The 22,222-nt window shown below is 69.0% G+C and carries 25 protein-coding genes and 1 pseudogene; 15 read left to right on the top strand and 11 right to left on the bottom strand.

What is annotated here, in order from left to right:
* Positions 1-723: 723 nt before the first annotated feature.
* Positions 724-1,254, bottom strand: a complete 531-nt coding sequence (locus ABWI04_RS04515) for a hypothetical protein (RefSeq protein WP_353831508.1) — start codon at positions 1,252-1,254, stop codon at positions 724-726.
* 480 nt (positions 1,255-1,734) lie between these two features.
* Here ABWI04_RS04515 and ABWI04_RS04510 point away from each other — a divergent pair.
* Positions 1,735-2,967, top strand: a pseudogene (locus ABWI04_RS04510) (IS110 family RNA-guided transposase).
* Between the two features lie 427 nt (positions 2,968-3,394).
* Here ABWI04_RS04510 and ABWI04_RS04505 read toward each other — a convergent pair.
* Both ABWI04_RS04505 and ABWI04_RS04500 read right to left on the bottom strand, forming a co-directional pair.
* Positions 3,395-3,580 carry a hypothetical protein gene (locus ABWI04_RS04505; RefSeq protein ID WP_353831507.1) on the bottom strand — a complete coding sequence of 62 codons (186 nt, stop codon included), beginning with the start codon at positions 3,578-3,580 and terminating at the stop codon, positions 3,395-3,397.
* Between the two features lie 142 nt (positions 3,581-3,722).
* A complete protein-coding gene (locus ABWI04_RS04500) occupies positions 3,723-4,082 on the bottom strand; it encodes a hypothetical protein (protein ID WP_353831506.1) in 360 nt (119 codons plus the stop codon).
* A 398-nt stretch (positions 4,083-4,480) separates the two neighbouring features.
* Here ABWI04_RS04500 and ABWI04_RS04495 point away from each other — a divergent pair, with 398 nt between their 5' ends.
* Positions 4,481-4,801, top strand: a complete 321-nt coding sequence (locus tag ABWI04_RS04495; RefSeq protein WP_353831505.1) for a hypothetical protein — start codon at positions 4,481-4,483, stop codon at positions 4,799-4,801.
* 15 nt (positions 4,802-4,816) lie between these two features.
* Here ABWI04_RS04495 and ABWI04_RS04490 read toward each other — a convergent pair whose 3' ends face one another.
* The 3 genes from ABWI04_RS04490 to ABWI04_RS04480 form a co-directional block, all read right to left on the bottom strand.
* Entirely contained in the window at positions 4,817-5,227 is a 411-nt protein-coding gene (locus ABWI04_RS04490) for a DUF1330 domain-containing protein (protein WP_353831504.1), read from the bottom strand.
* Positions 5,228-5,309: 82 nt separating this feature from the next.
* Positions 5,310-5,600, bottom strand: coding sequence for a nuclear transport factor 2 family protein (locus ABWI04_RS04485; RefSeq protein ID WP_353831564.1), 291 nt, complete (start codon positions 5,598-5,600; stop codon positions 5,310-5,312).
* Between the two features lie 312 nt (positions 5,601-5,912).
* The gene (locus ABWI04_RS04480) at positions 5,913-6,488 is read right to left on the bottom strand and encodes a DUF1579 family protein (RefSeq protein WP_353831503.1); all 576 of its coding nucleotides are present in this window, start codon (positions 6,486-6,488) and stop codon (positions 5,913-5,915) included.
* A gap of 42 nt (positions 6,489-6,530) precedes the next feature.
* On the opposite strand from ABWI04_RS04480, the gene ABWI04_RS04475 reads away from it, so the two are divergent.
* Together ABWI04_RS04475 and ABWI04_RS04470 are read left to right on the top strand one after the other, a co-directional pair.
* Positions 6,531-6,869, top strand: coding sequence for an ArsR/SmtB family transcription factor (locus ABWI04_RS04475; RefSeq protein ID WP_353831502.1), 339 nt, complete (start codon positions 6,531-6,533; stop codon positions 6,867-6,869).
* Positions 6,866-7,291, top strand: a complete 426-nt coding sequence (locus ABWI04_RS04470) for an SRPBCC family protein (protein WP_353831501.1) — start codon at positions 6,866-6,868, stop codon at positions 7,289-7,291. The genes ABWI04_RS04475 and ABWI04_RS04470 overlap by 4 nt, the downstream gene beginning before the upstream one ends.
* A 529-nt stretch (positions 7,292-7,820) precedes the next feature.
* On the opposite strand, the gene ABWI04_RS04465 is transcribed toward ABWI04_RS04470, so the two are convergent.
* Positions 7,821-8,366 carry a hypothetical protein gene (locus tag ABWI04_RS04465; protein ID WP_353831500.1) on the bottom strand — a complete coding sequence of 182 codons (546 nt, stop codon included), beginning with the start codon at positions 8,364-8,366 and terminating at the stop codon, positions 7,821-7,823.
* A gap of 428 nt (positions 8,367-8,794) precedes the next feature.
* Between ABWI04_RS04465 and ABWI04_RS04460 the strand changes: the two genes are divergently transcribed.
* The 3 genes from ABWI04_RS04460 (at position 8,795) to ABWI04_RS04450 (ending at position 11,300) form a co-directional block, all read left to right on the top strand.
* On the top strand, positions 8,795-9,145 hold the full coding sequence (locus ABWI04_RS04460; protein WP_353831499.1) for a hypothetical protein: 351 nt from the start codon (positions 8,795-8,797) through the stop codon (positions 9,143-9,145).
* A 264-nt stretch (positions 9,146-9,409) separates the two neighbouring features.
* A complete protein-coding gene (locus ABWI04_RS04455) occupies positions 9,410-9,973 on the top strand; it encodes a dihydrofolate reductase family protein (RefSeq protein ID WP_353831498.1) in 564 nt (187 codons plus the stop codon).
* Between the two features lie 982 nt (positions 9,974-10,955).
* Positions 10,956-11,300: a hypothetical protein gene (locus ABWI04_RS04450; RefSeq protein WP_353831497.1), complete on the top strand. Its 345-nt coding sequence runs from the start codon at positions 10,956-10,958 to the stop codon at positions 11,298-11,300.
* Positions 11,301-11,328: 28 nt separating this feature from the next.
* Here ABWI04_RS04450 and ABWI04_RS04445 read toward each other — a convergent pair whose 3' ends face one another.
* From ABWI04_RS04445 to ABWI04_RS04435, 3 genes are all read right to left on the bottom strand, one after another.
* Positions 11,329-13,362, bottom strand: a complete 2,034-nt coding sequence (locus tag ABWI04_RS04445) for a HEAT repeat domain-containing protein (RefSeq protein ID WP_353831496.1) — start codon at positions 13,360-13,362, stop codon at positions 11,329-11,331.
* Positions 13,363-13,989: 627 nt separating this feature from the next.
* A complete protein-coding gene (locus ABWI04_RS04440; RefSeq protein ID WP_353831495.1) occupies positions 13,990-14,574 on the bottom strand; it encodes a transporter permease in 585 nt (194 codons plus the stop codon).
* Positions 14,499-14,858, bottom strand: a complete 360-nt coding sequence (locus ABWI04_RS04435; RefSeq protein ID WP_353831494.1) for an SLC13 family permease — start codon at positions 14,856-14,858, stop codon at positions 14,499-14,501. Before ABWI04_RS04435 ends, ABWI04_RS04440 begins: the two co-directional genes overlap by 76 nt.
* 101 nt (positions 14,859-14,959) lie before the next feature.
* Between ABWI04_RS04435 and ABWI04_RS04430 the strand changes: the two genes are divergently transcribed.
* The 8 genes from ABWI04_RS04430 (at position 14,960) to ABWI04_RS04395 (ending at position 21,083) form a co-directional block, all read left to right on the top strand.
* Positions 14,960-16,018: a DNA polymerase III subunit beta family protein gene (locus tag ABWI04_RS04430; protein WP_353831493.1), complete on the top strand. Its 1,059-nt coding sequence runs from the start codon at positions 14,960-14,962 to the stop codon at positions 16,016-16,018.
* Between the two features lie 76 nt (positions 16,019-16,094).
* On the top strand, positions 16,095-16,604 hold the full coding sequence (locus ABWI04_RS04425) for a hypothetical protein (RefSeq protein ID WP_353831492.1): 510 nt from the start codon (positions 16,095-16,097) through the stop codon (positions 16,602-16,604).
* Between the two features lie 587 nt (positions 16,605-17,191).
* Complete coding sequence (locus tag ABWI04_RS04420; RefSeq protein WP_353831491.1) at positions 17,192-17,956, top strand: DsbA family protein; 765 nt, start codon at positions 17,192-17,194, stop codon at positions 17,954-17,956.
* Positions 17,953-18,801: a cytochrome c biogenesis CcdA family protein gene (locus ABWI04_RS04415; protein ID WP_353831490.1), complete on the top strand. Its 849-nt coding sequence runs from the start codon at positions 17,953-17,955 to the stop codon at positions 18,799-18,801. Before ABWI04_RS04420 ends, ABWI04_RS04415 begins: the two co-directional genes overlap by 4 nt.
* A 381-nt stretch (positions 18,802-19,182) precedes the next feature.
* Entirely contained in the window at positions 19,183-19,431 is a 249-nt protein-coding gene (locus tag ABWI04_RS04410; protein WP_353831489.1) for a NucA/NucB deoxyribonuclease domain-containing protein, read from the top strand.
* 176 nt (positions 19,432-19,607) lie between these two features.
* On the top strand, positions 19,608-19,823 hold the full coding sequence (locus ABWI04_RS04405) for a hypothetical protein (protein ID WP_353831488.1): 216 nt from the start codon (positions 19,608-19,610) through the stop codon (positions 19,821-19,823).
* Positions 19,820-20,335 carry a DUF6461 domain-containing protein gene (locus tag ABWI04_RS04400; RefSeq protein WP_353831563.1) on the top strand — a complete coding sequence of 172 codons (516 nt, stop codon included), beginning with the start codon at positions 19,820-19,822 and terminating at the stop codon, positions 20,333-20,335. The genes ABWI04_RS04405 and ABWI04_RS04400 overlap by 4 nt, the downstream gene beginning before the upstream one ends.
* A gap of 397 nt (positions 20,336-20,732) precedes the next feature.
* Positions 20,733-21,083 (top strand): hypothetical protein, encoded by a 351-nt coding sequence (locus tag ABWI04_RS04395; RefSeq protein ID WP_353831487.1) that lies wholly within the window; start codon positions 20,733-20,735, stop codon positions 21,081-21,083.
* A 44-nt stretch (positions 21,084-21,127) separates the two neighbouring features.
* On the opposite strand, the gene ABWI04_RS04390 is transcribed toward ABWI04_RS04395, so the two are convergent.
* On the bottom strand, positions 21,128-21,646 hold the full coding sequence (locus ABWI04_RS04390; protein WP_353831486.1) for a hypothetical protein: 519 nt from the start codon (positions 21,644-21,646) through the stop codon (positions 21,128-21,130).
* Between the last annotated feature and the right edge of the window lie 576 nt (positions 21,647-22,222).

Genomic DNA, 22,222 nt, shown 5'->3' with positions numbered 1-22,222 from the left:
ACGGCCTCCCGGGTCACCCAGACCCGCGCCGCGGCGTTCCGGCAACTCGTGCTCCAAGCCCCTGCACCCGTCGTCGCTCAGGCCCTCGGATACCACCACGGGACCGCCCGCCAAGCGCCTCACCGCCGCCGGCGGGACCTGGAACCGCTACCCCGGCAGCCGCCCCGTCTGACGCGCCGGTCCGGCCAATACGACACAGACGAATACGGCAGGGTGCCGGTCTCGGCAAAGGCCGACCTGCGGCGAGCCGCCGCATTGGGCGCAAAAAGTGCGGATACCTGAGCACACCCGGAACCGAAATCGGCGGGCTCAGGGTCATGGGCTCGTGGTTCTGGTGCTCGCGCTCGTTGTCTCGGCAACGCCGGTCGGGACGTCCTGCAGCCGTCCCCGGGACGCGCTGGGACGTCCTCTAGCGGGCCGTGGACGTCTAGCCGGACGTCCTCGCTAGGCCTAGCGGTCCCGCTAGCGGCTTATGGGCGGCTGAGTGGCGTCCTAGCGTCTAGCGGCGCGCGGACGGCCGGGCCGGGACCGGCCCCCCAGGCCGCATGCCCGGCCCGGACGGGCCGCGCCCTGGCGGCGGCCCGTCCGGCCGCCGCCCTTCATCCCCAACAGCCCTATTCGGCAACGGACACGAGGAAGGCGGGAGGGGTCACCCCTCCCGCCCTCTGCTTGGCCGTGATACGCCTCACGGCGCTTTTGAGGCCTGAGCCAAATCTCCTTGGCTCAAGCTGCGGTGTCGACTCGGTTGGGCCGGATGGAGTAACTCAGGATCGCCGCGGTCGGCGGCAACCCGCGGCGGCCCAAATCGGCCTGGTAGACGGCCTCGCGGGTGGCGGTGCGGATCGTAAGCGTGTCGAAGCTGTGGCCCTTGGTCGCAGTGCAGCCGTTCAGCACCTCGGTCGCGATGAAGACGGCGTACTCGCCCTTGCTCAGCTGGTTGGGCTCGATGGAGTAGAACACGATCATTGAGCCTCCACCTCGCACCAGCGTCTTCAGCTCTTCCGGGCACCGCTCGTGCTGCAGCGCCGACCGGTAGAGCTCCGTGAGAGCGGTACCAGCCCGCCGGGGGAGGGTGAACGTGTAGGTGCTCTTCTCCGAACCGAACGGGCGCACAGTTTCGAGCGTGATGATCACGAACCACTCGCCAGCTCCGGGACCTCCCGCCGAGCCGGAAGCAGCGAGGAGGCGCTTCAGCTTGGTCCAGATTGCCGCGGCGGTACTGACGGCGCTGGTGCGTCGAACGAACGTCGACATGATGGTTACCCCTTTTGTTTGTAAGGCGTCCGGACTGGATGCCGGCTCGCACGAGGCGCCCGTGCTGAGGCACGGGCCATACGTACAGACGGGCGCGGCGCGGAAACCTCATCGGTCAGGCCAGGGGAGGTCGCCGCGAGCAACGGGGGCCGCCGTGCCAGCGGGGTCGATGTTGAAAGACGTAAGAAAGTTCTAATCAGGGTCGTCGGGTGTCCAGACCGAGGCTGGCAGGTGGGCCTCGCCGCGGTGGCGTTGGTGGCAGGTTGCCGGTCGTGGTTCGAGCTGCCTGCGCGGTGACCCCTGCGAAAGTTCTGAGCCTTGGAGCTCTCGGATGAGACTGGGGCCCGCGCGGGTCGCTGGTATCGCGAACGGCTCCATCGGAGGGAAGGCCTCAGAGCCTTGTGATTAGGGCGCCGCGCGTTCCCGGCCAGACCGCCACCTGCACTGACAGGTCACGGGTGATCGAGGGAGAGGACCGGGGTGAAAGCATTCTGCGGGATCGACTGGGCCGAGGACCACCACGACGTCGCTGTGGTCGACGAGGCCGGCCGGCTTCTGGCCAAGCGCCGAATCGACGACAGCGCCGAGGGGTTCGAGGACTGCTGAAGCTGCTGGCCGACGTCGGGGACGATCCCGGCGATCCGATCCCGGTGGCGATCGAGACGCCGCGTGGGCTGCTGGTGGCGGCGCTGCGGAGCACGGCCCGGAAGGTGTTCGCCATCAACCCGATGGCGGTGGCCTGCTATCGCGAGCGGCGCTCGGTCGCCCGCAAGAAGCCCGACCACATCCGACGCCATGACGCTGGCGGGCATCCTGCACACCGATGCTCACGCTCACCGGCCGCTGCCCGACGACACCGATCTCGCCCGCGCCATCGCGGTGCTGGCTCGGGCTCACCAGGACGCCATCTGGCGGCGGACTCGCGCGTTCAACACGCTGCGGTCGCTGCTGCGCGAGTACTTCCCGGCCTTCCTGGCCGCCTTCGCCGGCGACCGATCCACCAACCTGGCCGGGTGCGACGCCCGCGCCCTACTGGCGCTCGCGCTCACGCCGTCGGCGGCCACAAGGCTGTCGCGCACCCGCATCGCCGCGGCGTTGCGCCGGGCCGGTCGGCAACGCGGCATCGACGAGCCGGCCCGCCGGATCCAGCAGGCCCTGCGGCCGCCGCATCTGCATCAGCCGCCGCTGATCGAGGATTCGATGGGCGTGCAGGCCCGTGCGCTGCTGGACGTCCTGGACGCCGAGTGCGTCAAGGTCGACCGGCTCGGCCAGGCGGTCGCCGAGGCCTTCGCCCAGCATCCCGATTACGAGATCATCACCAGCTTTCCCGGCTTGGGCGATGAGCTCGGCGCCCGGCTGCTGGCCGAGATCGGCGACGACCGGGCCTGGTTCTCCGACGCCCAGGCGCTGAAGGCCTACGCCGGGTCAGCGCCGGTCACCCGCGCTTCGGGGCGCAGCGTGTCCATCACCCGACGCTCGATCAAGAACAATCGCCTGGCGACCACCGGATTCAGATGGGCGTTCTGCGCGGCAGCCAAAGCCGGGCCACCGCGCAGCCACTACCAGCAGCGACGCGACCACGGAGACCGGCACGCCGCCGCATTGCGCAACCTGTTCAACCGGATGCTTGGACAACTCCACCACTGCCTCCAGACCAGGCAGCTCTACGACCAGACCAAGGCTTTCGCCCCGCCCGCCACCGCAGCGGCTTGACGGCTTAGCGCCATCGGAGGTCTCATCCGGGATGCCCATCGACGGGCTTTGGTGCCGCTGAGCTGGGCGTTCGCGCACGGGCTCGTCCGACTGGCCCTCGTCGTCTCGTGGTCCTGGTGCTCGTCGTCGGCGACGCGGTCTGGCTCCGCCCGACTCCGGAGTACGACTGTCGTACACCTCCGCCACCGGGTGTCAATAGGCGTTGCCGCTGGTGGGCGGAGTCGCCGCCAGGGCGGCCGCGGCGCAAGGCCTCGCCCTCGGACGGGTCCTGACCTGCGATGGCTCCTATTCGATGGCGGCCGGTTTCAAAAGCCGGACCGCCGACGAGGCGCGCGGCGGAAAACATACGTTCCCGGGGGCATGAAAGTGGGGCCCGGCATAAGCCGGGCCCCTGAGTCCTGGGCGATCGTCAGCGCTTCCGCGCTGGCTATCGCTGGTTGTCGCTGGCGGCAGGGTTGTCGCCGACGGCGGGGTTGTCGCCGGCGCTGTTACCGTTGTCGCCGTTGCAGACGCGACGGTTACCGTCGCGGTCGATCATGATTCCGTAGACGGTCGGGTTGTCCGGGTCGTCGAAGCTCCGGACGTTTGCGATCCCGAAGACCACGTCGCTCATGGTGTTCATCCTTTGTTTTGGTCTGGTCGCCTCGTCGGGACCTGGTGTCGGGACGAGCTGGTGCGCGCCTGGGCTGATGCACCAGGCGTCGAGGTGACGGCGGGAGGGGAGGTTTTCCCCTCTCGCCGCCGGGTGCCGGCCTTCATTCGCCGCTGAAGGCTCCGGTGATCTGGCCAATGATCTGGCCGATGACGAAGATCAGCAGGAAGCCCACGACGGCGATCGAGAAGACGAAGGGGCCGCCGAGGAAGTAGTTGCCGAGCTGGATGACCAGAAGGGCAACCACGATCCAGCGGGCTGCGATCCTGGGGCCCTCCGAGCTACGGAAGCCGAGCCCCAGCAGGACACCGAGCAGGCCACCGCCCACGCCGACAGGTATCACCGCGATGAAGTCGGGCCGGTCGTAGAGGTGGATGGCCAGTTCGGCGATGTACCAGCCGATGACACCGCCGATGCCACTGGCGGCACTGACGGCGCCGGCGCGTCGAACGAACGTCGACATGATGGTTACCCCCTGTTTGTTAAGGCGTCCGGACTGGATGCCGGCTCGCACGAAGCTCCCGTGCTGAGACACGGGCCACACCTATAGACGGGCGCTGCGCGGAAACCTCATCGGTCAGGCCAGGGGAGGTCGCCGAGAGCAACGGGGGCCGCCATGCCGGCCGGGTCGATGTCGCGTTCCCAAAGACGGTTATAGGATGCGATGGAGTGGTAACAAGGAGTGATCCTATGCTGCATGGGACGCCGCGCCTGGACGGCGTGGCTTTGCGGGCGTCTCGCCTGGCCTGTGGTCTCAGCCTGGATTGACTCGCCGAAGCGCTCGGCGAAGGGGCCACCCGCTGGCAGCTCATCGACTATGAGGCCGGGCGCCGGCGCCCCGATCCGCACGGCCTGGTCGCCTTGGCAGTCCGGTTACAGGTGCCGCCCGAGCATCTGGCAGAGGTCGCACCGCACCAGGCCACCCTGGCCGACCTGCGGCACTGGGCCGGGCTCACCGCCCAAGACGCGGCCGCCCACTTCTGGTTCTCCCGCTGGTCGCTGCTGCGCATTGAAAAGACCGGTCAGATACCGGCCCTCGGACAGCCCAACGACCCCCGGCAGGTGTTCATCGCGACCGCCGCCGACCTCTACGCGCGCCCCTGCGCCGCAATCCTGGCCGCGCTGGCCCGCACCGAGCAGCGTGCCCCCACCCTCCCGGTAACCGACTGGACTCACTTTTGATCGTGTCCCGCCAGGTCACCGCCCAGTGAGGACACAACCCCGCGCCGCCATCTGACCCCCTCCAGCACAACCATCCGCGCCGAATGATCGTTTCCGGCAGATGCTCAGACCCGTGTGTGGCGGACCCATCAGTAGGTGTGGATCACACTGGGGGAGAGCGACCGACGTCGGGGGTTGAGGAGGGTTGGGGGCTGTGGATCGGCTGGGCCTGGGTGAATTGCTGGCGGCGGCCGAGGATGCTGCGCCGGTGGAGTCGGTCGATGTGGTCGCCCGCAACCAGGCGCCCTCCTTCACCTCATGCTGCTTGAAGTGCACGAGGTACCGGCCGCCGTACGGCCCGAACGTGCCGGGAAGCCGTTCGATGTACTCGGCGATCTCCGGGTGCGGCGCGGCATCCCGCAGGTGCGCTATGACATAGGCGTTCATGGCTCTTCTCGATTCGTGCGAATGACCGGGAGCGGCCCCGGCTGCATGGCGGGCCGGGGCGGATCGTTCGTCCCGACCGGGTTCAGGCCGCGGCAGGCACCTTGTCGAGGAAGCCTAGGACCTGGGTGATGCGCCCGTCCTCTCCGATCACCGCGACATCGAAGCCGATGACGACCGGTTCGGCGCCCCCGGGGCCCAGGTGCCAGGTGAACCGGGCGACGCTGTGGTGCGCGTCGACCGCGCCGCCGAGGCTGAAGACGAGCCCGCCGAACTGCGCCTGAACCGCCGCGATCGTGGCGTCGAGACCCTCCCAGCCGCGGACGGAAAGCAGCGGGTCGGTGTACACCGCGTCCTCGGCGAAGACCTCCGCCAGGACCGCCTGCCTTGCGGTGCTGTCGGTCTCGTTCCACGCCGCCAGGTAGCGCTTGGACCAGCTCGTTCACGTCGCTCATGTGTCTCTCCTCAGTGCTCGTGCTCTCTTGTGACTACGACACTAGGGAGCCGGAGAAGACGGGGAATCTGACGCACTTAGGTACTTTCGCGCCAGTACTGCTGAACGCGCCGACTACGCCGAGAGTCCATGACCGGCAACCCCTTCATCGGCGCCAGGCCTGGCGAGGCGGTCCTCTCCGGGGACGCCAGGTTCGATCAACGAATGGCAACGCCGTAAGAGGGGCTAAGCAGTTCAGGCGGTCGAACCAGGTCGATCTGACTCGGCCGAGAGCCTCTCACCTGTACGGACGGCGCTCGGGCTGGAAGCCCTCCCGAAGCTCATGTCCATCCAGTGCTGCCAGTTGGAGCCGTCGTCAGTGCGCTCCCATTCGGCCGTCATGGACTCGCCGTCTTCGGCGATCACCAGCGTCGCCCGTTCCGTCTCGCCGGCGAACGTCCAGACACCCCTGTCGTCGACGCTTGCCCGCATGGTGACGAAGTTGCCGTGGTTGTCGAAGGAGCGCATGGGATAGCTCCGGCTCTCTGGATCGTAGGGCCCGATCATCTCGATGACCTCGACGTGCTCCTCGTTCATGCGCACGTCCACGCGATGGATGAGGAAGTGCTCGCCCGCCAGCCACTCGTAGGTGTCCGACCCGGTGATGCGGATCTCCGGGTCAATCCCGGTGGCCGGTATGCGCCCCTGTGATCGCCAGCGGCCGACCAGCGCGTTCAGGTGGCGGTTTTCCGATCGCGGGGGTACGGGCGTTGCCGTCTCCTGGCATGGCGATCCTCGTCTCCGATAGTATGTAAGATGTTGCTTAAACACTTACATAGCCCTCCTGCAGTGCGCAAACGAAGGCGGTGACCCATGGAGGATGCGCTGCGCGCCGTGGCGGACCCGACCCGCCGCGCCATCCTCGTCCTGGTGCGGGACCGCGAAGTATCGGCAGGCGAGATCGCCGAGCGCTTTCCCGAGATCAGTCGCCCCGCGGTATCCCAGCATCTGCGAACGCTGACGGCGGCCCGTCTCGTCGACGTCCGCCGCGTCGGCAACCGCCGCTTCTACCGGCTGCGTCCCGACGGGTTGGCCGAGGCGGTGACGTTCCTGGAAACGATGTGGCCCACCTCGCTCGGCCGCCTCCAGCACGAAACTGAGCAGGAAGAACGCGCACACACCAGCGACCAGGACGTGAAGGGATCGTTGTGAGCAGGACGATTGAGCAGACGCTGCACATCCGTGCGCGTCCTGAGACGGTCTGGCGGTACTTCACCGACCCCGCACGCCTGGCGAGATGGTGGGGAACTGCCGAGCTGGACGCCCGCCCCGACGGCATTCTGCAGGTCGCGATGCACGAGGGCCCGCGCCCGGTGATGCGCGGACGATTCGTGGAGCTCGTACCGTACGAACGTCTCGTCTTCACCTTCGGCTGGGAACCCACACCAGGGGCGCCCGACATCGCGCCAGAGTCCTCCCGAGTCGAAGTCACCCTGACCCCGGACGGCGACGGCACCGAGCTCACCCTGCGCCACAGCGGTCTGCCCGCCGTACTCGATGAGGAGACCAGCGACGGCTGGGCACACCTACTCCATCGTCTGGGCGAAACAGCAGAAAGCCAGGAACTCCGCTGAGCGTGGTCGTTCGGCGGAGCGACGTCCAGCGGGCGGCTCTGGTGAGAACTGGGCGATCAACTGCCCCGGGCCGGTGTCGGGCGCGCTCTACCCGGTCAGTGGCCCGATCGCGTCATGACCGGTGTCGGCCCGTGGCGGGTGTGTCCCGGTGGCCGATCCCACGGGCCACTCCAGTCGCAGGCGCCCGTGCAGCCCGTCCGAGTCCGAGTCCGGGGTGCACATACTCATCGCGGCAGCACCTACCTCGGCCCCCCCGCCAGGCACACACCCGGCCTGGGCACAGGTGCACATCCGGCCACCGGCATCTCGACCGTGGCGAGCCTCCTCGCTACAGAGGTCGTGAAGCGCGACGAACTCTGCGAGTTCACAACTGTCGGCTATTAAGAGTGACCGTGGCCGCCGGGGGTCTGAGGACCGGTCCCGGCTGCCACGGCCGTGGTGTCGTTTCATATCCCTCCGGTTCCGCTTCCGTAGGCGGTTGGGAAGGGAATGGTGGTGAAGAACTCCACGTAAAGCAGCGTCCTTTTGTTCAGTCGACGATTATGACCTTCATGTCGGCGGAGTAGTAGCCGCTGCCGGCGGTCTTGTAAGTGCAGCCGCGCACGATCCGCAGCTTCACCTTCGGACCGAAAGCGCGACGCGCCTCGGCGAGCACGCTCTTTCGGATCGCCTTCTTGCTGCGGCCGAAGTCGTACCCAGTGTGGTAAGAGCGGTTGTCAACTCCGCCATCCACGTTCTTCGAGCCACCCAAGACGAGCACAGTGATGGTGACGCCGTTGTTGCCGGTCACGGTGACGTTGGCCTCGACTCGTGGGCCGACGGTCTCGACCTTCACCTCGGGGCTGTAGAAGACACCTTCGAGGTTGATGGAGACCGTGTAGTCGCGCACCACCCGCAGTTCCATGTCGGGGCCGAAGAGGGCATGCGCCCGGGCAAGCGCACTCTCCTCGATCGCCTGCGCATCGATGCCGAAGACGCGTTCGAAGGAGTGGACATAGTGCTCGCCGTGCGTGTTTCCCAAGGTGCCCGGCATGGTGAACTGGACGGTGGTCCTGCGGCAGGTCGTGTGGCACATGTTGAATCAACCTTTTCGTTACGGACTGCACGAAGCAGAGCAATCCCACTGAGGGGGAGCCGTGCAAGACCGTGGCAGAGTCGGAGCCGAAAGTCCAGCCGAGTTCGCGATCAAGTTGATCCTCGTCCAACAACCCGCGCCGCGCGGCGGCCCGCGCCGTCCGGCCCTCGCTGACCAACGCGAGATGGGCGCCCACCTGGCCTCCACCTGGATCTGCGGCCTCCGCGCGGCGACGTAACGCCGCACGATTCGATAGCACATCTGCGCACCATGCTCGTCGTCCGAGTGCCGTCGTCCTCCGCTGGCGTTGCGGTTTCTCCATCTCGGGCCGAGTTCCGCTTGCGTATACGCCGCGGGTGTGGCCTATCGTTCCTGAATCGCGCGAGCCGGCATCCAGTCCGGACGCCTTACAAACAGGGGGAATCATCATGTCGACGTGTGTTCGACGCGCCAGCGCCGTCAGTGCCGCCAGCGTCCTCGGCGGCGTCTTCGGCTACCTCGCTGCTGACCTGGGCATCCGCATGTACGACCGTCCCGACTTCGTTGCGGTGATACCGCTCGGTCTGGGCGGTGGCCTACTCGGTGCCCTGCTCGGGCTCGCCTGGCGTCGCTCCGGCGGCGCCAGGCTGGCTGTCTACTGCTTCACCGGGGCCTTCCTGATCATCCAGGGCGCCAACTACGCCCTCGGCGGGGCCTACGCCGCCTTCTCGCTCGCCCTCATGGGCTTCCAGCTGGCCGTCTACAGTGGCCTGGTCATCGGAGCCATCAGCGGCAAGTGAAGGACAACACCCGGCGGCGGGAGGGGAAAGTTTCCCCTCCCGCCGTTTTGTGTTTCCACTCGCCGATCGCCTCCAACAGCGTCCCCCAGCTCTCGCCGCCTCGGATCGCTCGCCCGAGCCCAAGCCGGCAACGTGCATGCGGTGCGGCGGATGAACGTTTGGCGTGGTGAACCCCTCGGTGTGGGGCCGGTGTGGCCTGACCGATTAGGTTTCCGCGCCGCGCCCGTCTGTACGTGTGAGATCGACTCACAGGAGGCTGGCACTATGCGGAAACTGACATACGGCATGAACGTGAGCCTGGACGGCTACGTCGCCGCGCCCGGCGACGAGCTCGGCTGGGACGCGCCGAGTGACGAGCTGTTCCAGTGGTGGTCCGACCGGGTGGGGGCGACGGGCCTGGCTCTGTACGGGCGCAGGTTGTGGGAGACGATGAGCTCCGCCTGGCCGACCGCCGACCAGCAGCCCGGCGCCACACCGGCGCACATCGAGTTCGCCGGCCGCTGGCGGGACGTGCCGAAGGTGGTGTTCTCCTCCACGACCAGGAAGGTCGACTGGAACGCCCGTCTGGTCACCGGCGACGCGGTCACCGAGATCACCCGGCTCAAGGCCGAGGATGGCGGCCCGATGGAGATCGGCGGCGCCACGCTCGCTGCGGCGGCGATGCGGGCCGGGTTGATGGACGAGTACGTGCTGGTCACTCACCCGGTCCTGGTGGGCGGCGGCTTGCCGTTCTTCACCGCGCTGGACAACTGGGTGAACCTGACCCTAGTGGAGACCCGGACGTTCCCGGGCGGCGCACTTATGACCAGGTACGAGACAAGGGCCTGAGTCCTTCGACGGGCCTGGGGACGACCCGCAGAGGCCGCATCCCGTGGCCCGTCGAAGAACTCAGGGCCTGGCGGCCGGGAGCGGGAAGTGCGGTGGCGCGGATGGGGCACAAGAGGGTGCAGTTGTCGCTTGGTGAGCATCGGGTTCAGGCCGCTGCCGGCGGCGAGCGGGTCGGGCAGGGCGGCCACGATGCGGCGCAGAAGGGCTAGCAGGGTGCCGTCGTGGACGAAGCGGGCCACGGAGGTGACGGCCTCGTCCAGGGTCACGCCGCGGGAGGCGGCGGCTACGTCGATGCCAGCGACCCACGGCAGGCCGGAGTTCAGGTGGCGGTCGGCTGCGGCGATGGCAATGGGGCGCCGGCCCGCCGGTGCCAACCGAACACCCAGGGCGGGTAGGCGTCTCGCTCGAGGACGGATTCCACGGCGTTGCGCAGAGAGCGCCGCACGAGACGGTCGGCGAGAGTGGGATGGTGATCCAGTAGTCCTTACCCCAGGCGTGGAACTCGGCGATCCGCGCGGGGGAGGGCTGCCACGATCCGTCGGTCAGGCGAGCCGAGAGCGCGGCGAGACGGGCGGGCAGGTCCTGACGGAAGGCGCGTCAGGTCATGCCGTCGGCGCCGGGGGCTCCGGTGCCGCCCATGCACTGGCGGGCGGCCCGTTTCAACGCGCGTTCGCTGGCGACCTGTCGCATCACAGAGTGCGCGGCCGGGCCCGGTCGTGGCCGGCCGCGCACCGGTCCGGCTCCCAGCCAGACCTGGCCGCGGTGGCGCGCAGGAACGCAGTGGCCACCGCGGCGCGGGTGTGGGCGGCGACCTGGCGGGGGCCGTGCCGGGCGGCCGCGTGGTCCTCGTCGCGGTCCTGTAGCAGCTGCGCTATCAGCTGATCCGCGAGGCGGCCGATCCGGAGCTGTCGACCCAGCAGCGGGGCTGGCTGGCCCGGCAGATCGCCCAGACCACCCACGAGGTCCGTTCGGGGAACCGGTCGTGGTCGCCCGCTCCACGCTGGACCGATGGATCCGGACCTGGAGCGAGCGCGGGTTCGACGACATGGTCCCGCCGTCCCGCAAGCTCACCCCGCGGACCCCGACCGAGGTCTTGGAGCTGGCGGCCGCCCTGAAGCGGGAGACGCCCGAGCGGACCGGCGCACAGATCGTGAGGATCCTGCAGGCGACCACCGGGTGGTCGTCCTCGCGGACGCTGCTGCGCTATTTCGAGGGCCTAGAGCTGTGGCAGCGCCCGGACGGGCGGCCGGCGGCCTCGTTCGGCCGATTCGACACGGGAGTTGGCCTGCCGCATCGGCCTTCTATACAAGATCGCCTTCCCCCATGACTGGCAGTCCTGCGGGCTGGGCGGTGGATCAGTGTTCGGTGAGGGCGAGCAGGGTCGCGGCAAGCTGTCGCATCTCGCGGTCCTCGGTGAAGCTGCGCCAGCCGCCGGAGGCGCGGTGCCGGTGGTCGGCGTCCATGATCGCGCGGAGCTCGTCGCGGCGGCCGTTCGGGGCGGTGCCCAGTGCGGCGAGGTGGCGGACGGCCGGCAAGCTCGCGGGGCGGTGGTCGCCGTCGGCGAGGCGGTCGAGTTCGGAGGCCAGCACAGCGGACCCAACCGCGGGCCGGCCAATCCTGCCCAGCGCGTACGAGGCCGCGAACCGGACGCGCTCGTGTCTGGAGTCGATGAAGTACCGCACCCATGGTTCATGGGCGGCGGCGTGGGGCCCCAGGTCCGCGATGTACGGCAGGAGGTCCTCCGGCAGGCTTCGAGGTCCGGCTTGAGCGTGAACCGCGTCGATCAGGCGCGCGGGGTCGCCCGTGATCCTCCAGTGCGCCCGCGCGAGGGCAAGCCACCGGAGGCCATCGGGCCGGTGGCCGATGTGCCCGCGCTGCCGCAGCTCCTCCTCGACGGCCGGGCCGGCGTCGCCGGCCGCCGGGCCCAACGCCGCGAGCGCCTCCGCGGCCGCCGCCTCCAGCCGGCTGCCGAGCAGGCCGATCAGTTCTGGGACGGCCGGAGTGCCCGCAGCGCCCCACGCCCCGACCAGCCGGACCAGCCCTTCCTCAGCGCGGGAGGGCCGCGCCCGCACATGGGCGTACGGCGGGGTCTCGGGGACGTCGCCGAGACGGTCGCGGATCACCGGCAGCAGCACCGCGGCGTGGTCACCGAGCGGTGCCAGGACGTCCGCGATACCCGGCAGAGCCGTCGAGTACCAATTCAGATTGCCGCCGCCCAGGTCGCCGGGGCCGTAGACGAGGCCCTCGTCGCCGAGCCGAGCGGCTAGGTGCGGCAGGCACCGCGGGTCGCCGCGCCACGCCAGGCCCCAAGCGGCGACGTCCGCGATCAGGTCGGTCCCGGAGCCCAGGCGCCGGTCGTCGTCCAGCCTGGCGGCGAGCAGGTCCGTGTGGGTGGCGGCGTCCGGGCCCATTGCCGCGATCACGTGCAGGGCGTGCAGGGCGTTCTCCACCGCGTCGTCCCCCGCGCGTTCCGCCAGGACGGGGAGCAGCTCCGCGGCCGCGGACCGCCACGCCGCGGCCAAGACCGCCGCGATCTTGACCCCCTCGCCGCGCCGGTCCGCGTCACCGTGGCGCCCGAGCACGGCGCTGAGGCGGATGCGGGCCGCGAGGTCGTCCCCGAGCCGGTCGTCGACCCAGTGGACGAGTTGCCGTGCCGTTCCGCTGTGCAGGCCGAGGAGATCCGGCGGCTCCAGTTCGGGCACGTACCGCCACACCTGGACACTGGGTGCGGCCATCGCTTCAGTCACCGCGTCGGGGTCGGCGCGCTCCGCCCCCACGAGGCGAGCCAGGGAAACCGACGCCGCCATCCGGACGTGCGGACTCCCCTTGGCGGCCCTGTCGCGGAGCCAGATCAGCGCCTCGGGCAGGATGGCGGCCGAGCATTGCCGGGCGAGGTTCGTCACGGCCAGCACGGCGCAGAGCCGCACCGCCTCGTCGTCGTCCTCGGCCCACGCTCCGCACAGGGCGCGCACCGCCGGTTCCGGGTCACCGACCGCGGCCGCGAGCACGCGCGTCGCCGCCAGCCGCACCCCGGCGTCCGGGTCGTCGAGCAGCGCCAGGAGCCCCGGCAGGACACCCCGCAGCGCCGATTCCCACTCCGGATCATGATGGTCGTTCGCCTCGCGGCTCATTCGCGCTAACAGGTTCAGCGCGTCGGCGCGGACCCCCACCTCGCCCGACGCGGCCAGCTCGGCCAAGGCGGGTAGCACCGGTATCGACTCCGCGTACAGCGAACCGGGCAGGAAGAGCCCGCCGCCCCCATTCCGTGGATCTTCATCCATGTCCGTCTGCTCGGCCAGTTCCCGCACCAGGTCGAACAGGGGCCCCGGCCCCCCGGAGGCGAACCGCAGCCGTGCCCAGTCGATCTCGTTTGGCTCCGACAAGGCCATGCTCCGCACCCTCCTCGCCATGGTCACCCGGATACTGCCACGTTCCCAACCGCCCGTCGCACGAATACCGGATACGGACGGCCCGAAAGCGTAGGCATGATCGAGCAGGAGGTGAAGACTTACCGACGATCTTGAGTACTTCGTCGCGGAGGCGGCAGGCTGTCAGCTAGAAGGTCGCCCTGGGACGCCTGCACACCGGTCAGGTCGTCACCATCCACGTCGCCGAAGCCACGCTGGCCATCGAACTGGGCGGCGACGACGTGCGGACAGTCCGCCGGACCATCACCCAGCCCGTCGCAGCATCAAAGCGCCACCTGCCCCACAAGGCGGAAGAACCATTGGACGTGCTGGTTGAACGACTGCCGGGCGCTGGCTTGTTCAAAGAATTCTTGGAGATCGGCACCAATCGCGAACGGTTCCGGATTGGGCGAGAAGTCGATGGTTCCGCTGCAGGCCCATGAACAGCCCGCCGACGCCTGACGGCCCGGCCGCGAATGCGGCTGGGGACCGCGCTCACCCGCGCAGCCCAGGATTTCCTCCCGCGGAGGCGGCCCGTCAGGTGGTGGGTCGCCGATCTTCACAGGTAGCGGAGCCAGAGGTACGGCACCGACAGCGCCACGGTGACGATCAGGCCGTATTTAGTGAATTGCCAGAAATTGATCGGTGTGCTGTTGCGGGCGGCGATGCAGAGGACGACGGCGTTGGCGCTGGCGCCGATGGCGGTGGCGTTGCCGTCGAGGCCGGCGCCGAGGGCGAGCGCTCACGACAGGACGGTGCCGTCCCTGCGGGTTGCTGTTGGACGAGGTCGGAGACGATCGGCCTCATGGTGGCGACGTAGGGGATGTGGTCCACGATGGCCGATAGGACGGCCGAGGCCCCAGCAGGAGCATGGTCGCGAACCCTAGGCGGCCGTCGGTGATGTCCGCGGCGGCGCGGGAGATGTCGCCGATGACGCCGCTCTCGACCAGGCCGCCGACCATGACGAACAGGCCGGCGAAGAAGACGAGCGTCCCACTCGACTTCTTCCAGCGCCTGCTCGGTGGTGACCTTGGTGGCGGCCACCAGCAGTCCGGCGCCCAGTAGCGCCACCACGGACGGCTCGTGGTGAAGTACCGGGTGCAGCACTAACGCGACGATCACCAGCCCGAGCACGGTGAGGCTCTGCCAGAGGAGCCGCCGGTCGGTGATGGCCTCCTTTTCCTGCAGGGCCATGACGGCGGCGGCGCGGTCTCGTCGTAGACGAACGCGCTGCGGAACAGCCAGCGGCGCAGCAGGCAGAAGGCCACTATCAGATCGACAATCAACGGGGGCAGGTTGACCAAGAAGTCGTTGAACGACAGGTCAGCGCGGCTGGCGGTGATGATGTTGGGCGGGTCGCCGACCAGCGTGGCGGCGCCGCCGATGTTGGAGGCCATCACCTCGGCGATCGGGTACGGGACGACCTTCAGGGCGAGTCGTTCGCAGACCAGGAACGTGACCGAAGCGATCAGGAGCACGGCGCTCAGGTCACGCCGGCTGGCTGTTGCGGGGGCGAGACGTTGTTAACGGCTGGCGGCTCGGTTGACCTTCGAGTTGCTTGAGGCCCGACGATGTTCGGGTGACTGACCCGGAGTTGATGTCGATCGGCGCGTTCGCCAAACTCGCCGGACTGACAGCGAGCGCGTTGCGGTTCTACGACGATGCCGACGTACTCCGTCCCGAGCAGGTCGACCCGCTGACGGGGTACCGGTTCTACAGCGAGTCGCAACTCGTGCGGGCTTCGCAGCTGCGCCGGCTGCGTGAGATCGGGATGCCGCTGCCCGACATCGCCAGGTTCTTCACCGTCAGTGCCCAGGACGCGGCGCGGCTGATCGACGATCAGGTAGCCAAGGTCGCCGCGGAGGCCATCGGGGTTCAACGAACAGCCGCGGCGCTCAAGGCGTCCCTTGGCGAGGGCGCTTGCCTCAACCTTTGCGTGCTGCCGGGTCCGGTCCTCGCTACGGCGGTCGATCAGGTCCTGGCCACCACCGTTCGCGACGCCGAGGTCCCGGTCCTGGGTGGTGTGCGGCTGGAAGCAGACCCCGACGCCATTTCGCTGACCACGACCGATCGCTACCGCCTTGCCACGCGGACGCTGGTGCCGAGACGACTGTCTGCCGCTTCTTGGGCAGGGACGCTCGCCGGAGACGATCTCCAGGCCACAACCTCGCGGCTCCGACGAACCCCCATGGTGACGCTGGAAGCGGGCGAACGGACTCTGGGCTTCCGCATGGTCGACGGCGCCGTGATGCACTGCCGCCTGCTGACTGAGGGCTTCCCTGACCACCGGCTTCTGATCGGGTCACTCCCCGCGGCGACGCATCGCGTCACGGTCGACAAGCAGCAGATCCTCAAGGCGCTAGAGCAACAGGCACCAGAGAAGGTAGGTCTGCGAGTCGCAGGCGGCCGACCAACCGTCCTGCTGCCCGGCGGCACCGTGGACCTCGACGGCACGGCGACTGGTCCAGATCTGACGCTCTGGTTCGAGCTGACCACGTTGTACCCCGCGTTGAGCCACGCCCTCGGCAGCGACTTGATGGTCGACCTCCGCGGGCCTGACCAGCCGGCCACGATCCGATCAGCCAACGACGGCGACCTCACAACGCTCGTCATGCCGTGCCGAGACCCTGCGCCGTGACCGGCGGCCCCAACACCTGAACAACGGCCCAAAAGCCGCGACCGCCACCGAAGATGACAAGGACTGAACCGCTCTCATGACCGCAACTGCCGCCGCGCCCGACCCGACGATGGAAGCCATCGGCAACGCCGTGGTCCTCGGACGCGAGGGCGACATCGAATCGGCCCGGCGCGACCTGCTCGCCATCTGGCAACAGATCGGCGTCGCAGGCGACCCGTTCCACCGCTGCACGCTCGCTCACTACCTGGCCGACCTCTACGAAGACGCCGCAGAGGCACTCATCTGGGACGTCCGCGCCCTCGATGCCGCCGACGCCCTCACTGAGGAACGCGCCCAGCAACACCACGCAACCCTCCACGTCGCCGGCTTTTACCCGAGCCTCTACCTCAACCTCGCCGACAACCTCCGCCGCCTGGGCTCCTTCGGAGCAGCCGCCGAGCACATCAATAGCGCCCAGCAGCACACCTCCGCGCTGCACGACGATGCCTACGGCGCCACCATTCGCACGGCCATCAACGAGGTTCACCAGGCCATCGACAACCGCGACAGCACACGCCGAGCATCCGCGCCCGGCGCGGCCCAGTGACGCACAAGAATGCGCCGCTGACCGTCGAAGGGCGCCGTCGGCTCATCGAGAGATGCCGCACCAGAGCCATCGCCCACGTCGCGGCTGAACCGGTTGACCGCGGCTGCCGGGGTTGATGCCGGCACCCGTGCGCACAGCATGAGTCTCGCCGCGCCGGCATCCGCCAAGGCGGCTGACAGCACGAGAAGCACCCGGCGGTGCGTCGTCCGCGTCGAACCTCTGTTCCCACTAGCCCGCAAAATCAACAGTCATGTGGCGTTCTGGTGTGACGTACGTGTCGGGCGCTGCTGCTTGATGACCGCGCATCCGCGGCGCGACATCATCGTCATCGGGGCGGCGCGACCAGCCTCGCCGCAGCGCGCACCGGCGCCGGTCTCGAATCCCCCAACGCTGCTGGTCGCCGACGGTCCGATCGTCGGGGATCGTACGTTCGCTGGATGCGTCCCGACCAAGACACTGATCGAGCACGCCGCGCGGCGCGCTTCGTTCGCGCGGGCGATGGCCGCCGTACGCGGGATGCGCCCCAGACGGTCGCCGCTGCCGCGCTCGTTCGGTGGCGGATATACCTTCGAACCACGCCATCGGCGGTGCAGGAATCGATGAGAGCTAGGGGATGCATGTCGGGCAGAGCGCGAATACTGGCCGGTGCGGTCGTCGCCGTTCTGGTGCTTGTCGGGCTGACGGTGGCGACCCTGACAGGACGCGACGACCGTCCTCCAACGGCCGACGACGCGGGCGGGATCGAGACGATCGAGGCACCCTCGACCTCCGGCCCGACCACCTCGCCGGCGGTCACACCGACGGTGGCGGGACCGAAGCCGCCGCCCAGCGATGCGGCGTTGCGGCTCGGCATGGAAGCGGCACCGGTTACGGTCGTGGAGTTCGGCGACTTCCAGTGCCCCAACTGCGGGCACTTCGCCCGCGACATCAAGCCCGCGCTGGTCCGCAAGTACGTCGACACCGGCGTGGTCCGGATCTACTGGCGGGACTTCCCGGCCTTCGGCAAGGAGTCGATGCGTGCCGCCGTCGCCGCACGCGCCGCCTCACGGCAGGGTAGATTCTGGGACTTCCACGACGAGATGTACGCCCATCAGCCGCCCCTGCGCAGCGGCCGGATCACCGACGACTACCTGCGCGGCATCGCCCGCAAGCTCGGTCTGGACGTCGCGCGGTTCGACGCCGACCGGCGCGACAAGGCCATACGGAAGGCGGTCCAGGACGACTTCGGGTTCGGGCAGGCGCTCGGCGTGCCCGGCACCCCGGCGTTCCTCATCAACGGCCAACCCTTTTTCGGTGCCCAGCCGCTGCCGGCGTTCGAGAAGGCCATCGACAAGGCCCGCGCCGCGTCATGATCGAGATCGGGTATGCCGGCGCGTTCCTGGGCGGCCTGTTCGCGCTGATCAGCCCGTGCAGCGCCCTGCTCCTGCCGGCGTTCTTCGCCTACGCCTTCCCGTCCCGCACAGCCCTCATTGGGCGCACCCTCGTCTTCTACGCGGGGCTGGCTGCCGTCCTGGTCCCGCTGGGTCTCGGCACGGGATGGACCAGCCGCCTGGTGTACGGCCATCAGATGGCACTCACCACCATCGCCGGCGCCCTTCTGATCGGCCTCGGCGCCGTACAGATCCTCGGTGGCGGCTTCATCCTCCCCGGCCTGAGCCGGCTGACCGCCCAGCTCGGCGGAGACTCCCCTGCGGCCGTCCTGGTGCTGGGGGCGGTGTCCGGCCTCACCGGCTTCTGTGCGGGGCCGATCCTCGGCGCGGTGCTGACCATCGCCGCCACCTCCGGCACCGCCCTGCGCGGCGGCGCGCTGCTGGCAGTCTACGCCGCCGGGATGACCGCGCCGTTGTTCCTGCTGGCCGCGCTCTGGGACCGGTACGACCTCGGCCGCCGCCGTTGGCTGCGCGGTCGCGGTGTCCGCCTGGGCCGGCTTCGCCTGCACACCACGGCGCTGGCCTCCGGCCTGGTTTTCCTCCTCCTGGGCGTCCTGTTTCTGACCTTCGGCGGCACCCAGGGCCTGACCTCCCTCGCGGCACCGCTCCGGTGGGAGACGGCCCTGCAGACCGCCGCATCCGCTGTGGACACCCGACTGCCCGACCTTCTCCTGATCGCCGCGGCCATCGTCGTGGTCGCGGTCGTCACGGCCTGGCGGCTGCGACGTAGCCAAGGCGGTACCCGCCCGCAGGGCCGCGAGCGTTAAGCGCTGATCTCTTCAGGACGGGGCAGGACTCTCCTGAGCTGCGGTCTTGTTTCGACGACGCCCTCGGCGCCGAGTGCAGGGAGAGTGGTCGCAACTGCGGCCGCATCTCCAGGCGAACGGTTCGGGGCCGCGAGGACGGTGTCGCTTTGACCAGCACCTGGCCGCCGCGGGGCCGCTTCGGTGACGCGGGCCATCGCAACGCCGTGTCCTTTGGCCGACCGGCCAGCCGACACATCTTTGTCCAGCGTGCTCAGGGTGCCTGATAGCGACTGTGAAAAGCAGCAACTTTTGTTTGCTGGTTTGGGGGTGAGGCGGGGAAGGTGTTGCCGATGAGATTCAGTAATGGCGCGGTCACTGGGTAGCTCGAAGATGGCGCCCCGGGTGCTCCATCGCACCAGCCACCTGACCGACCTGCACCGCGCGCAGATCTGCGGGCCGGCCAGGCTCCCCGCGGGCTGGAAGGAGCCTGCGGGCTGGCCGGTGCACCGGGGCGACCCCCGGCATGCGTCCAGCTGCGACGAGTACGCCTTCGCCTTCACGAACGAGGGCGGCCGCAAGCCCGGCAACCGCTACGCCTGGGTGCCGCTGAGCGAGAACCGTCGCCAGGGCAACCGGCTGTCGATCTTCTAACGGCAGAATCGCATCATGAACGCACGCTCGGTCAAGACCCGAGGCGACGCCTTCCGCGTCACCGTCTAACCCTCGCGGGGCGAGCGTTCCCGCGGTGCGACGCTTGGCCACAATGGAGCCGACCGGACCGAACCGGCTCGCCCCGCAAGCAGAGCACTTCAACGACGGAGATGGTGATGACCGGGTTGGCGTGGATGGACGGCCGGGACCTGCCGTTGCTGAGCCTGACCTTTGCTCGCGACCTCACCCCGCGGCAGCTGCTGGAACGGATGGGCGGCGCCGACCCGGTCACCCTCGCCGTCCGCGACCAGGACGACTTCTACGACGACTACGGCGATGCCCGCGATGACGAAGACGCCTACGTCGTCTCCGCTGGACGGTACGGGTCCTGAGCCTGGAATACGCCAGCTGCCTGTGCGTCGAAGACGACGGCCTGCTGCCCAGGGTCTCGACACAAACGGCCGCCGCGACTCTGCAGGCCAACGAGAAACCCATGGTCGAATTCCGCTACGCCGAAGACGGCCACCTGGTCACCGGCATCAACACCCTGCTGAGCCTGCGCCCCGACGACCGCTTCGGCAGCGACCCCCACCGATTCGACTCCCGGCTACGCGACCTCGGCGCCGACCCCGACCACAACACCTCCCCTGAGCCTACGCCGCCTCTTCTACCGGCTAATCGAAACCCTCGGCGCCAGCATCGCCCAAGACGACCTGACCACCGAACCCGTCCTCAGCTGCCAACTCCGCCCGCCGACAGCTCGGGAGCACGACGCCGACCCACACCGCGGATAAGTCGCCACTGGCCGTTCCCACCGGCGGCGTCCTCACCGGTCAGCAGGCTCAGGGCACCCGCGAGCGCTCTCGCTCCTGTGCGGGGGCCGCGTCGCCCTTGCGGGGGTTAGTGTTTCGGCATGGCCGAGTTGTCCACGTTCGGGTAGTTGTTCGAACCACTGCCCGACCGGCTGCCTCCTGCGGTTCCCGGCCGCATCGGGTGGGGCCGCGCGGCCGCCGGGTTCAGGACCGCGCTGGACGGCTGGGGAATGTCGGCGGTGGAGCGCGTTGAGCGGCGTGTCCGCCGGGGCAAGGCACAGGCCGTTGTCCGCGAGGCCTACCGGATGGTGCTGGCCGAGCAGGACACCGAGTGGCGCCGGCCTGCCGCGTTCGCCGCCGCGTGGCGGGAGCACCTGGCCGATCTGCTGAGCCGCGACGACCTCGACCTGCCCGGGGGCGATCATCGGCGTCGACACCGGCCTGGCATGGGAGCTGTACGCGCTGGCCGACCGTGCGCGCTGGCGGGAGATGGCCGACGCCGAGGCGACACCCAGCCGCCTCGTCCGCATCGCCGCCTGGCCGACATCGACCTTCACCTTCACCATCGCCGCCGTCGGCGGCACCTCGATGGGCAGGGTGACCTACGGGATCTGCGAAGAGTGCGGGTTCGGCGTCCTCTACAAGATCTCGTTTGCGCCGGACTGGCAGTTCTGCGGGTTCGGTCGCCTCGCGCTGAACCAGCTCGAATCCCGCCACCCCGACGCGACGTGGTTCACCTCCGGGCAGTACTCGCAGGCCATAGGCTTCTACGCCAATTACCGGCAAGGCAGCATGAGCCCCTGGACGCCCGAGATCCGGCCCTGCCCTCACTTCGATTAGCTGAGCGGCCGCCACCAGGGCGGGATGCTTCGCCCTCCGCGGGGTCAGTCATCGGCGAAGGCCAGGAAAGTGACGGTGGCCTGGTCGCCGATTCCGATCAGTGCGCGATCGAAGGTGTGGTCGGTCACGGGCGACCAACTAACGCCGTCATGGAAGTTGCCGGTGTCGAAGCACCAGGCGGGAAAGACGCAGTTGGACCACCAGCGGGTCTGCGGCCCGAGCAGGTACGCGACCTGCTGCAGGATCGGGCGAACGATGTCGGGCGTCCACGGCCCGGCCTGGCCCCTATAGGCCAGATCTTCGGTGCAGGCAGTTACCAGCAGCGCCATGATCTGGTCGTCGGAGAACGTGAGCAACTGCAGACTCTCGTCCAACTCCTCAACCGTGGGCGGCCAAGATCGCGCCGGGTAGTCGCCGCGCGGCATGTCCGGAGCCGACACCGCAGCGTGCAGCAGATGGGCAGGGGAGGCATGGGGGTCGTGGCCGACCGAGACGCGCGGATGGAAGGCAGAAGGTGAGGCGAGAGGGGCCAGCAACCGCCTGATCTCTGTTGCGGTGGTCATGAACCACAGTTGTACCGACTCGCAAGGCGAGCATGATCGGCCACATTCCTGCCAGCGTCTGGCAGGACGACGGCTGGCCGAGGCCAGCACCCTCCGCCATCACCAACTCGCCCTTGATGCGCCCCACATGGGGACGCATTCGCATACTGGATGGGCAGGCCGCGCTGAGACCGTCCGCCCTGGCCACCGGTCACCTCCCAGCCGCAGCACCCGGCGCGGCGATCAACGCTGGCCGCCTGCATACCGTTCTGGGCGAGTCGGTCCGCGCGGCGGGCTGGACGTTGGAAAGCGCCCCCTCAGCACCATCACGACGAGCACGCTCAGTGTTTGTTAGGCGTCGGTGCGCCAGTGGATCGGCTTGGCGTGCAGGTCGGCGGCTTGGTGTTCACCGAGTCGCGAGACTCATTCCTCGATCGGGACGAGGTTGCCGTCGGGGCCGTAGGTGTAGCGCGTGCGGGTGTGGGTGCGCATGAACTCCTGGATGTCGGCTTGAGTGATCGGGTTGGTGACAGGGGTCGGGAATCCCAGCAGGCGGATGGCTTGAGCGTCGATGTCGGTGTCTCGACGGCGGCCTTC

The organism is Actinomadura sp. NPDC000929 (assembly GCF_040492065.1).
GTDB lineage: Bacteria > Actinomycetota > Actinomycetes > Streptosporangiales > Streptosporangiaceae > Spirillospora > Spirillospora verrucosospora.
The sequence above is the reverse complement of the archived record's forward strand: the minus strand, read 5'-3'. Positions and strand labels throughout refer to the sequence as shown.

Excerpts from the sequence above, each read along its gene's own strand:
- ABWI04_RS04515 (WP_353831508.1), bottom strand. The coding sequence starts at position 1,254 with ATGTCGACGTTCGTTCGACGCACCAGCGCCGTCAGTACCGCCGCGGCA.
- ABWI04_RS04505 (WP_353831507.1), bottom strand. The coding sequence starts at position 3,580 with ATGAGCGACGTGGTCTTCGGGATCGCAAACGTCCGGAGCTTCGACGAC.
- ABWI04_RS04500 (WP_353831506.1), bottom strand. The coding sequence starts at position 4,082 with ATGTCGACGTTCGTTCGACGCGCCGGCGCCGTCAGTGCCGCCAGTGGC.
- ABWI04_RS04490 (WP_353831504.1), bottom strand. The coding sequence starts at position 5,227 with ATGAACGCCTATGTCATAGCGCACCTGCGGGATGCCGCGCCGCACCCG.
- ABWI04_RS04475 (WP_353831502.1), top strand. The coding sequence starts at position 6,531 with ATGGAGGATGCGCTGCGCGCCGTGGCGGACCCGACCCGCCGCGCCATC.
- ABWI04_RS04465 (WP_353831500.1), bottom strand. The coding sequence starts at position 8,366 with ATGTGCCACACGACCTGCCGCAGGACCACCGTCCAGTTCACCATGCCG.
- ABWI04_RS04460 (WP_353831499.1), top strand. The coding sequence starts at position 8,795 with ATGTCGACGTGTGTTCGACGCGCCAGCGCCGTCAGTGCCGCCAGCGTC.
- ABWI04_RS04455 (WP_353831498.1), top strand. The coding sequence starts at position 9,410 with ATGCGGAAACTGACATACGGCATGAACGTGAGCCTGGACGGCTACGTC.
- ABWI04_RS04445 (WP_353831496.1), bottom strand. The coding sequence starts at position 13,362 with ATGGCCTTGTCGGAGCCAAACGAGATCGACTGGGCACGGCTGCGGTTC.
- ABWI04_RS04440 (WP_353831495.1), bottom strand. The coding sequence starts at position 14,574 with ATGGCCCTGCAGGAAAAGGAGGCCATCACCGACCGGCGGCTCCTCTGG.
- ABWI04_RS04425 (WP_353831492.1), top strand. The coding sequence starts at position 16,095 with ATGACCGCAACTGCCGCCGCGCCCGACCCGACGATGGAAGCCATCGGC.
- ABWI04_RS04415 (WP_353831490.1), top strand. The coding sequence starts at position 17,953 with ATGATCGAGATCGGGTATGCCGGCGCGTTCCTGGGCGGCCTGTTCGCG.
- ABWI04_RS04405 (WP_353831488.1), top strand. The coding sequence starts at position 19,608 with ATGACCGGGTTGGCGTGGATGGACGGCCGGGACCTGCCGTTGCTGAGC.
- ABWI04_RS04395 (WP_353831487.1), top strand. The coding sequence starts at position 20,733 with ATGGCCGACGCCGAGGCGACACCCAGCCGCCTCGTCCGCATCGCCGCC.
- ABWI04_RS04390 (WP_353831486.1), bottom strand. The coding sequence starts at position 21,646 with ATGACCACCGCAACAGAGATCAGGCGGTTGCTGGCCCCTCTCGCCTCA.